At 69.5% G+C, this 8317-nt stretch carries 6 protein-coding genes; 2 read left to right on the top strand and 4 right to left on the bottom strand.

The features are described from left to right. Nucleotides 1-94 precede the first annotated feature (94 nt). A complete protein-coding gene (locus ACIBG8_RS31725; RefSeq protein ID WP_397346702.1) occupies nt 95-1270 on the bottom strand; it encodes an AI-2E family transporter in 1176 nt (391 codons plus the stop codon). Between the two features lie 102 nt (nt 1271-1372). On the opposite strand from ACIBG8_RS31725, the gene ACIBG8_RS31720 reads away from it, so the two are divergent. Further along, nucleotides 1373-3511 (top strand): DUF6351 family protein, encoded by a 2139-nt coding sequence (locus ACIBG8_RS31720; protein WP_397346701.1) that lies wholly within the window; start codon nt 1373-1375, stop codon nt 3509-3511. Here ACIBG8_RS31720 and ACIBG8_RS31715 read toward each other — a convergent pair. Further along, nucleotides 3489-4724 (bottom strand): MFS transporter, encoded by a 1236-nt coding sequence (locus ACIBG8_RS31715; RefSeq protein ID WP_397346700.1) that lies wholly within the window; start codon nt 4722-4724, stop codon nt 3489-3491. The genes ACIBG8_RS31720 and ACIBG8_RS31715 overlap by 23 nt on opposite strands. Before the next feature lie 55 nt (nt 4725-4779). Here ACIBG8_RS31715 and ACIBG8_RS31710 point away from each other — a divergent pair, with 55 nt between their 5' ends. After that, nucleotides 4780-5292, top strand: a complete 513-nt coding sequence (locus tag ACIBG8_RS31710; protein WP_397346699.1) for an ArsR/SmtB family transcription factor — start codon at nt 4780-4782, stop codon at nt 5290-5292. On the opposite strand, the gene ACIBG8_RS31705 is transcribed toward ACIBG8_RS31710, so the two are convergent. Together ACIBG8_RS31705 and valS are read right to left on the bottom strand one after the other, a co-directional pair. Then, nucleotides 5289-5660 (bottom strand): hypothetical protein, encoded by a 372-nt coding sequence (locus ACIBG8_RS31705; protein ID WP_397346698.1) that lies wholly within the window; start codon nt 5658-5660, stop codon nt 5289-5291. The two genes, ACIBG8_RS31710 and ACIBG8_RS31705, sit on opposite strands and share 4 nt — an antisense overlap. 75 nt (nt 5661-5735) lie before the next feature. Further along, a complete protein-coding gene (gene valS, locus ACIBG8_RS31700; protein ID WP_397346697.1) occupies nt 5736-8216 on the bottom strand; it encodes a valine--tRNA ligase in 2481 nt (826 codons plus the stop codon). Between the last annotated feature and the right edge of the window lie 101 nt (nt 8217-8317).

The raw sequence follows: 8317 nt of genomic DNA, 5'->3' as shown, positions 1-8317 counted from the left end.
CGCGGAGCAGCGCCATGAGGCCCCGCCGCGGAGCAGCGCCATGAGGCCCCGCCGCGGAGCAGCGCCATGAGGCCGGGTGGGCTGGCTGGGCGGGTTAGGCCTTGTCGGTGTTTGTGGTGGGGTTGTCGGTGGTTGGTGTGTCGGTGCTTGAGGCAGGAGCCGAGGCAGGGGGTTCGGGGGCTGGGGTGGGTGGAGGGGCTGGCGGTGGGAGGGCTGGGGGGTCGTGGCGGAGTTCGGGGAGGGCGCGGTAGATGCAGGCGGCCACCGGCACCGCCACCGCGGCACCGGCGATGCCCGCCAGGATGCCCCCCAGCGCCAGCACGACGATGATGGCCAACGGGTGGAAGTTCAGAGCACGACCGACGATCAAGGGCTGCAGGACGTGGTTCTCCAGCTGCTGCTCCACGATCAGGATGCCCAGGAAGATCAGCGCGTAGATCGGGCTGTCCTTGGCCCCCAGCGTGACGAGGGTGGCCACCGTGCCGGCGAAGAAGATGCCCACGATGGGGATGAAACTGGCGAAGAAGATCAACACCGCCAGCGGCGCCCACAAGGGCACGCCCATGCCGGCCAGGACGATGCCCATGATGACGCCGTGCACGGCGGCCACGGCCACGGTGCCCTGCACGTAGTGGGACAGCGTCGTCCAGGCGGCCCTGCCCGCGCGGTCGACGCGGGGGGACATCGAGCCGAAGCCCTTCAGGAACCACGACCAGATGCGCTCGCCGTCCTTCAGCAGGAAGAACATGATGAACAGCATCAGGACGATCGACGCGAGCACCTCGAAAGCCACAGCCCCGGCCGTCAGCACCGTGCTGGTGATCGCGCTGCGCTGGGCGTTGACCATCGCGGCGATCTCGTCCACGTAGGCGGTGAGCTGCGCCTCCTTCAGGTGCAGCGGGCCGGTGATCAGCCAGTTCTGCACCGTGCGCGCGGTCTCCTGCACCTGCTCCACCAGGTTGGGGAACTCCTCGGTCGCCCTGGCGCCGACGAGCCAGCCGGTGCCCGCGAGGACGGCCACGGCGGCGAGCATGGTAAGCCAGGTCGCGTAGATGGGCCGCATGCCCGCCTGGCGCAGGCTCCTGGTCAGCGGGAACAGCAGCGCCGTCAGCAGCAACGCGATCGCGACGGGCAGCGCCACGAAGCTGAAGCGCGCGATGAGCTGGATCCCGTAGGTGACCACGATGCCGACGAGAATCAGGCACGCGCACCACGCGGCCATCTTGGCCAGGACGGGAGGCACGAGCTTGGTCGCACGGTCGGAGAACACGTGTTCAAGACTGGCACGTGTCGGGGAGTGATGCGCGCAGTTATCCCTCGGGCGAAAGATCGGGCCTGGGCAACCGCACACCGGCGTGTCACCGTCGTGAGCATGCGGACGATCGGCCTCTTGGCCACCCTGACGGCGTCCTTACTCATGGTTCCCCCACCGGCGGGAGCAGCGACCCTCGCGCAGGAGGAAGCAACGGCGTCCTTCAGGGGTTCCGGGATCGAGGTGCTGTCCAGCCGCCCCGACCAGGTCACCGGCGGTGACGCGCTCGTCAGGGTCGCGGGCACCACCACCAAGGTCCTGCTCAACGGCAAGGACGTCACCGCCTCCTTCACCCCTGACCCCGGCGGTCGCTCGATGACCGGCCTCGTCACCGGCCTGGAACTCGGCGACAACCGCCTGGAGGCCCGGCCGTACAGACTGAAGCTCCGCAACTACCCGATCTCCGGACCGATCTTCTCGGGCCCCCAGCAGTACCCCTTCCTGTGCAAGACGGAACGCAGCGGCCTCGGCCCGCCGGCCGTGGACAACCAGGACCACCAGGGCATGCGCGTCACAGGCGGCTGGAGCAGGGACTGCGGCGCCCCCACCGTGACCGACCGCCTGTACAGGACCACCTCCGGCCAGTTCAAGCCGATGCCCGCCGACCGCCCGGCCGACATGTCCCAGACCACGCTCCTGGACGGCAGGACCGTCGACTTCGTCGTCACCCGCGAGCGCGGCGTGATCAACCGCTTCCTCTACTCCATAGCGTCCCTGGAGGGAGCCTGGAACGGCAGAGCCATCTTCCGCTTCGACGGCGGCGTCGCGATCGGCCACGACCAGGGCACCCTCGGCGGCAGCGCGCTGGACCCGTACGGCCTGGGCAAGGGCTACGCGATCCTGCACTCCTCGGGCACCAGGACCTCCACCCACTACAACCTGATCCTCGGCGGCGAGACCGCGCTGATGGTCAAGGAGCGTTTCGTCGAGACGTACGGCAAGCCGCTGTACACCGTCGGCCTCGGCGGTTCTGGCGGGGCGATCCAGCAGTACATCTACGGCCAGAACTACGGCACCCGGGTCATCGACGCCGCCATCCCGCAGTACTCCTATCCCGACATGGTCACCCAGACCATCCACGTGGGCGACTGCGAGCTGCTGGAGCACTACATGGACCTTCATCCCGAAAAATGGGCGCAATGGGATACGCGCACCGCGCTGATCGGCATGAACGCGAGCGACACCGTCCCCAACCCCTACACCGGCAAGCCGGGCTCGGACGAGTGCGTGAAGGGCTGGCGCGGCCTGACCCCGCTGACCATGAACCCCAAGTGGACCGACGACAACGACCCCGAGTGGGCGCTGATGGACCCGCCGGGCGTCAAGGACACCGTCCAGTGGACGCACTGGGACGACGTCAGGAACGTCTACGGCGTCGGCCCCGACGGCTACGCCCGCTCCACCTGGGACAACGTCGGCGTGCAATATGGACTTAAATCCCTGCAGAACGGGACGATCACCCCCGCCGAGTTCCTGGACGTCAACGCCAAGGTCGGCTCCTGGAAGGAGGCGCGCGACATGGTCCAGGAGGGCTGCCCGTTCGTGTGCCCAGGCGACTTCGACCCCTGGAGCGCGCGCAACGCCACGACGGGACGCAGGACCGGCGACCCCGTCGCGATCCGCAACGCCGAGCGCAGCGGCCTGGTGTTCCGCGGCGACATCGACATCCCCATCATCGACTGGCGCCACTACCTGGAGGACGAGCTGGACATGCACAACAGCCACCAGTCCTTCGCCAGCCGCCAGCGCATGCTCAACCGCGACGGCGACGCGTCCAACCAGGTCATCTGGTTCACCAAGCCCGACCGCCGCTTCGACCAGACCCCTGAGGCGCTCCAGGTGATCGACGAGTGGATGGCCAACATCCGCAAATATCCATACAAAGGCGTAAAAAACAACAAGCCGCCCCTCGCCGTCGACCGCTGCTTCAACGCCGACGGCACCCAGCTCGCCGCCGGGCGCGACGTCTGGAACGGCATCCTCGACAGGAAGGCCCCAGGCGCCTGCACCCAGGCCTTCCCCCTCTACGGAACCACCAGGACCGTGGCGGGCGGCCCGATCGAGGGCGGCGTCTACAAGTGCCGCCTGCAGCCGCTGTCCCGCGCGATCGCCCACGGCGTCTACGGCTCGTGGCGACCCAGCGAGACCGAGCGGGCGCAGCTGGAGCAGATCTTCCCTACCGGGGTGTGTGACTACTGACCGGCAGCTCGCGCATCGTGCGCATCGGCGAGAGGAACACCCACAGGAACGCCACGGCCTGGCCGACCACCCCGACCAGGATGGCGTTCCTGACGCCGACCGTCTCGCCCAGCACGCCGCCGACCAGCCCGCCCAGCGGCAGGGTGCCCCACACCAGGAAGCGCATGGTGGCGTTCATCCGCCCCAGCAGCGGCTCAGGCGTGGCCGCCTGGCGGAAGCTCAGCTGGGTGACGTTGTAGATCACGACGCCGAACCCGTAGGTGAACTGGGCCAGCACCACCAGAGCGAGCCGCCAGTCCGCCTGCGCCCACGGCAGCGCGAAGCCGAACGGCGCGGTCAGCCCGATCGACAACCACATGGCCGGCCCCTGGCCGACCCGGGCGGCGACCTTCGCGGCCACCGCGGCCCCGGCCAGGCCGCCGAGCCCTGCCGCCGCCGTGATCAGCCCGATGGCGCCCGCGCTGAGCCCGAGCTCGCCGGCCAGCAGCAGCATGAACATCGAGAAGGCGACCGCGTTGAAGAAGTTGGCGGTGCCGGTGCATCCGGCGATGCGGCGCAGCAGCCGGTGGCCGAGCACGAAGCGCAGCCCCTCCATGATCTCCCTGCCCAGGTGGCGGTCCGCGCGGCGCTCCTGGCGCTCCTCCCGCTTGCGTATGCCCGTCAGGCACAGCGCCGACCAGGCGAACCCGGCGACCGTGACGAGCACCGCGAAGGGGGCGGTGACCACCTGGATCAGGTAGCCGCCCGCGCTGGGCCCGCCGAGCTGGGCGATCGTACGGACCACCTCCAGGGTGGAGTTGCCCTTGACGAGTTGCTCGCGCTCGACCAGGTGCGGCAGGTAGCTCTGGTACGACACGTCGAAGAAGACGGTGAACACGCCGAGCACGAGCGCCACGCCGTACAGCTGGTAGATCGTCAGGAAGTCCAGCCACCACGCGACGGGCACGGAGGCCATGGCCAGCGCCCGCCCCCAGTCGCTGACGATCATCACGGACCGCCGGCGCAGGCGGTCGACGATCGCGCCCGCAGGCAGGCCGATGACGGCGAACGCCATCGTCTCGCACGCGGCCAGCAGCCCCATCTCGAACGGCGTCGCACGGAGGGCGGTGACCGCGACCAGGGGGAGCGCCAGCATGAGCACCTGGGTGCCGACCTGGCTGGCCGAGTCGGCCAGGAAGAGGCGGCGGAAGTCGTGGTCGCGGAGGAGGTTCACGGTTCTACGATGGCCAACCGATTGGGATTAGTCAATCGGTTGTAGAGTTGGCGTGGTGACGACCCATCGCCGTCCGGCCACCGAGGAGGAGGCGCGCGCGCTGGCCTCCGGCGTACGCGTGCGCATCCTGCGCCTGTGCCTGGACGAGTCGCTGACCAACAAGGAGATCGCCGGAAAGCTCGGCGCCAACCCGGCGACCGTGCTCCACCACGTCCGCAAGCTGGTCGACACCGGCTTCCTCGTGGCGGAGGCCAGCCGCAAGGGGCCGCGCGGCTCGACGGAGATCCCCTACCGGTCGACGGGCAAGTCGTGGGAGATGGACATCCACGAGAGCGGGGTGCGTGGCGGGGCCCAGGCGCTGCTCGACGCCTTCCTGGAGGAGATCAAGCTCACCGACGTGGAGGATGCCCTTCTGTGGCGGCTGGGGCCGCGGCTGAACGACCGCGACCGCGAGGAGCTCGTCGCGCGCCTGACGGTGCTGTTCGACGAGATCGCCGCCCGGCCGCCGTCGCCGGACGGCACCCCGTTCTCCCTGTTCTTCGCCATGCACCGGGATCCGGGCCGCTAGACGCGGGTGTTCTCCCTCGGGCAGCGGTCGTAGCCGGTGTCGCGGATGTCGCGCAGGTTGTCGACGGACATCCAGCCCATCGTGCCCGTGCCCTTCACCCGCGCGTAGACCCACATGTTGCCGCGCCTGTTCTTGACCCAGCACTGGAAGTAGAGCACCTGCCCGGCGCTCAGCCTGGTGACGACCGCGCAGGACCCGCCCGCGTACGGCCCGGCCTTGAGGTTGAACGACCCCTTCATCACGCCGGAGCCGTGGTCGACGTTCCGCGTGGGCGGCCGCACGCAGGCCGACGCCGCGGCGGCGGCCGGGGCCGGGCTGTGGACGAGAGGGAGCGCGGCGATCGCGAGTGCCGCTCCGAGAATGCGCATGCTGCCTGTCCTTTCCAAGGAGGATCGAAGACAGGCAGCACGCTAGAACCGCCGTTGTTGAGCCCGTGTTGAGGATCAGTCGAGGGTGACCTCGACCGTGAGGGTCTCGCCGGGTTCGAGGACGAACTCCTCGACGTTGCCCGCCCCGCACAGGTCGTCCTGCGCCAGCCGTACGAGCTCGTGCTCCGGCCCGGACACCGTCAGCCGAGACACCTCGGCCCGCATCGACAGCTTGGCCTCCGACTTGGCCTTGCGTATGCGGCCGAGCACGTCGGTCGCCACCGCCAGCACCGCCGGGTCGCCGTCGCCCGCGGGAAGGGACGGCCAGGGGGCGCGGTGGACGGAGCCCTCGCGCCACCACGACCACACCTCTTCGGTCACGAACGGCAGGAACGGCGCGAACAGCCGCAACTGCACGTCGAGCGCCTCACGCAGCGCCGCGTGCGCCGAGGCGGCAGCGGGAGACGAGTCGTAGGCGCGCGCCTTGACCAGCTCCAGGTAGTCGTCGCAGAACGCCCAGAAGAAGCGCTCGATCACCTCGATCGCCCGGGTGTGGTCGTAACCGTCCATCGCTGCGGTCGCCTCGCGGACGGTCGCGGCGAGCGCGGCCAGCATCGACCGGTCGACCGCCTCGGTGACCTCGCCGGAGTCCGCGCCCATGGAGAGCACGAACTTCGAGGCGTTGAGGATCTTGATGGCCAGGCGGCGGCCCACCTTGAGCTGCCCGGCGTCGAAGGCGGTGTCGACGCCGTAGCGGCCGTTGGCCGACCAGTAGCGCACCGCGTCCGAGCCGTGCTGCTCCAGCAGCGCCATCGGGGTGACGACGTTGCCCTTCGACTTGGACATCTTCTTGCGGTCGGGGTCGAGCACCCAGCCGGACAGCGCGACGTCCTTCCACGGCAGGACGTCGGCCTCCAGGTGCGAGCGGGTCACCGTGGAGAACAGCCAGGTGCGGATGATCTCGTGCGACTGCGCGCGCAGGTCCATGGGGTAGACCCGGTCGAACAGGTCGGTCCCCCACTGCCCGGCGATCTGCGGGGTGAGCGAGGAGGTGGCCCAGGTGTCCATGACGTCGGTGTCCGCGGCGAAGAGGACCCCGCGCTGGTCCTCGGTGTAGCCGGGCGGCACGTCGGAGGAGGGGTCGATCGGCAGTTGGTCCTCGTCGGGCAGGATCAGCTCGTCCGAGCCGTCCAGCTTGTACCAGACGGGGAACGGCACGCCGTAGAACCGCTGGCGGGAGACGAGCCAGTCGCCGTTCAGCCCTTCCACCCAGTTGTCGTAGCGGGTGCGCATGAAGGCCGGGTGCCAGGTGAGCTCCCTGCCCCGCTCCAGCAGCCTGGCGCGCAGAGCCTCGTCGCGGCCGCCGTTGCGTATGTACCACTGCCGGGTGGTGACGATCTCGAGCGGCCGGTCGCCGCGCTCGTAGAACTTCACCGTGCGCTGCACCGGCCTGGGCTCGCCGTCCAGGTCGCCCGACTCGCGCAGCAACTCCACGATCCGCTCGCGGGCGCTGTGCACGGTCTTCCCCGCCAGTTCCTTGTACGGCTCGCCGTCCACGCCCTCCGGCGGCTCGGGCAGCAGCCTGCCGTCCCACCCGACGATCGAGCGGGTCGGCAGGTTGAGCTCGCGCCACCAGATGACGTCGGTGAGGTCGCCGAAGGTGCAGATCATCGCGATGCCCGAGCCCTTGTCCATCTCGGCCAGGTGGTGGGCGAGGATCGGCACCTCGACGCCGAACAGCGGCGTCAGCACGGTCGTGCCGAACAGCGGCTTGTAGCGCTCGTCGTCCGGGTGGGCGACCAGCGCCACGCAGGCGGGGATGAGCTCGGGCCTGGTGGTCTCGATCCACACCGGCCCCGCGTCGCCGTAGAAGGAGATGCGGTGGAACGCTCCCGGCCATTCGCGGTCTTCGAGCTCCGCCTGGGCGACAGCCGTACGGTCGGTGACGTCCCACAGGGTCGGCGCCTCCGCCCGGTAGGCCTCGCCGCGGGCCAGGTTGCGCAGGAACGCGCGCTGGGAGACCGCGCGGGAGCGGTCGCTGATCGTGGTGTAGAGCAGCGACCAGTCGACCGAGAGGCCCATGCGCTTCCACAGGTCCTCGAAGGCCTGCTCGTCGACGGCGGTCAGCTGGTGGCACAGCTCGACGAAGTTGCGCCGCGAGACCGGGACCTCCCGCTTGCCCGGCTTGTCGGGCGGCGTGAACGACGGGTCGTAGGGCAGCGAGGCGTCGCCGCGCACGCCGTACACGTTCTGCACCCGGCGCTCGGTGGGCAGGCCGTTGTCGTCCCAGCCGATGGGGTAGAAGACCTCGAAACCCGACATGCGCTTGTAGCGGGCCATGATGTCGGTGTGGGTGTAGGAGAAGCAGTGGCCCACGTGGAGGGAGCCGGAGACGGTCGGCGGCGGCGTGTCGATGGAGTAGACCTCGGCGCGCTCACGGGTCCGGTCGAACCGGTAGGTGCCCTCTTCTTCCCAGCGGGCTACCCATACCTGCTCCAAGCCATCGAGAGTCGGTTTCTCGGGCATGGGCGCATGGCCGGTTCGCTGGTGAGTCATGCCTCCTTATGGTACGGCGTTGCATCCACTCGTATCCGCAGGGAATAGGGTTTTCGTTACGGAGCTGAAAGGGCCGCGAGGGAGCGCCGGTGTCTGGACTG

The sequence above is a fragment of the Nonomuraea sp. NPDC050556 genome, assembly GCF_044457355.1.
Taxonomy (GTDB): Bacteria; Actinomycetota; Actinomycetes; order Streptosporangiales; family Streptosporangiaceae; genus Nonomuraea.
This window is presented reverse-complemented; position numbering and strand designations above follow the sequence as displayed.

Excerpts from the sequence above, each read along its gene's own strand:
- ACIBG8_RS31705 (WP_397346698.1), bottom strand. The coding sequence starts at position 5,660 with ATGCGCATTCTCGGAGCGGCACTCGCGATCGCCGCGCTCCCTCTCGTC.
- ACIBG8_RS31720 (WP_397346701.1), top strand. The coding sequence starts at position 1,373 with ATGCGGACGATCGGCCTCTTGGCCACCCTGACGGCGTCCTTACTCATG.
- valS (WP_397346697.1), bottom strand. The coding sequence starts at position 8,216 with ATGACTCACCAGCGAACCGGCCATGCGCCCATGCCCGAGAAACCGACT.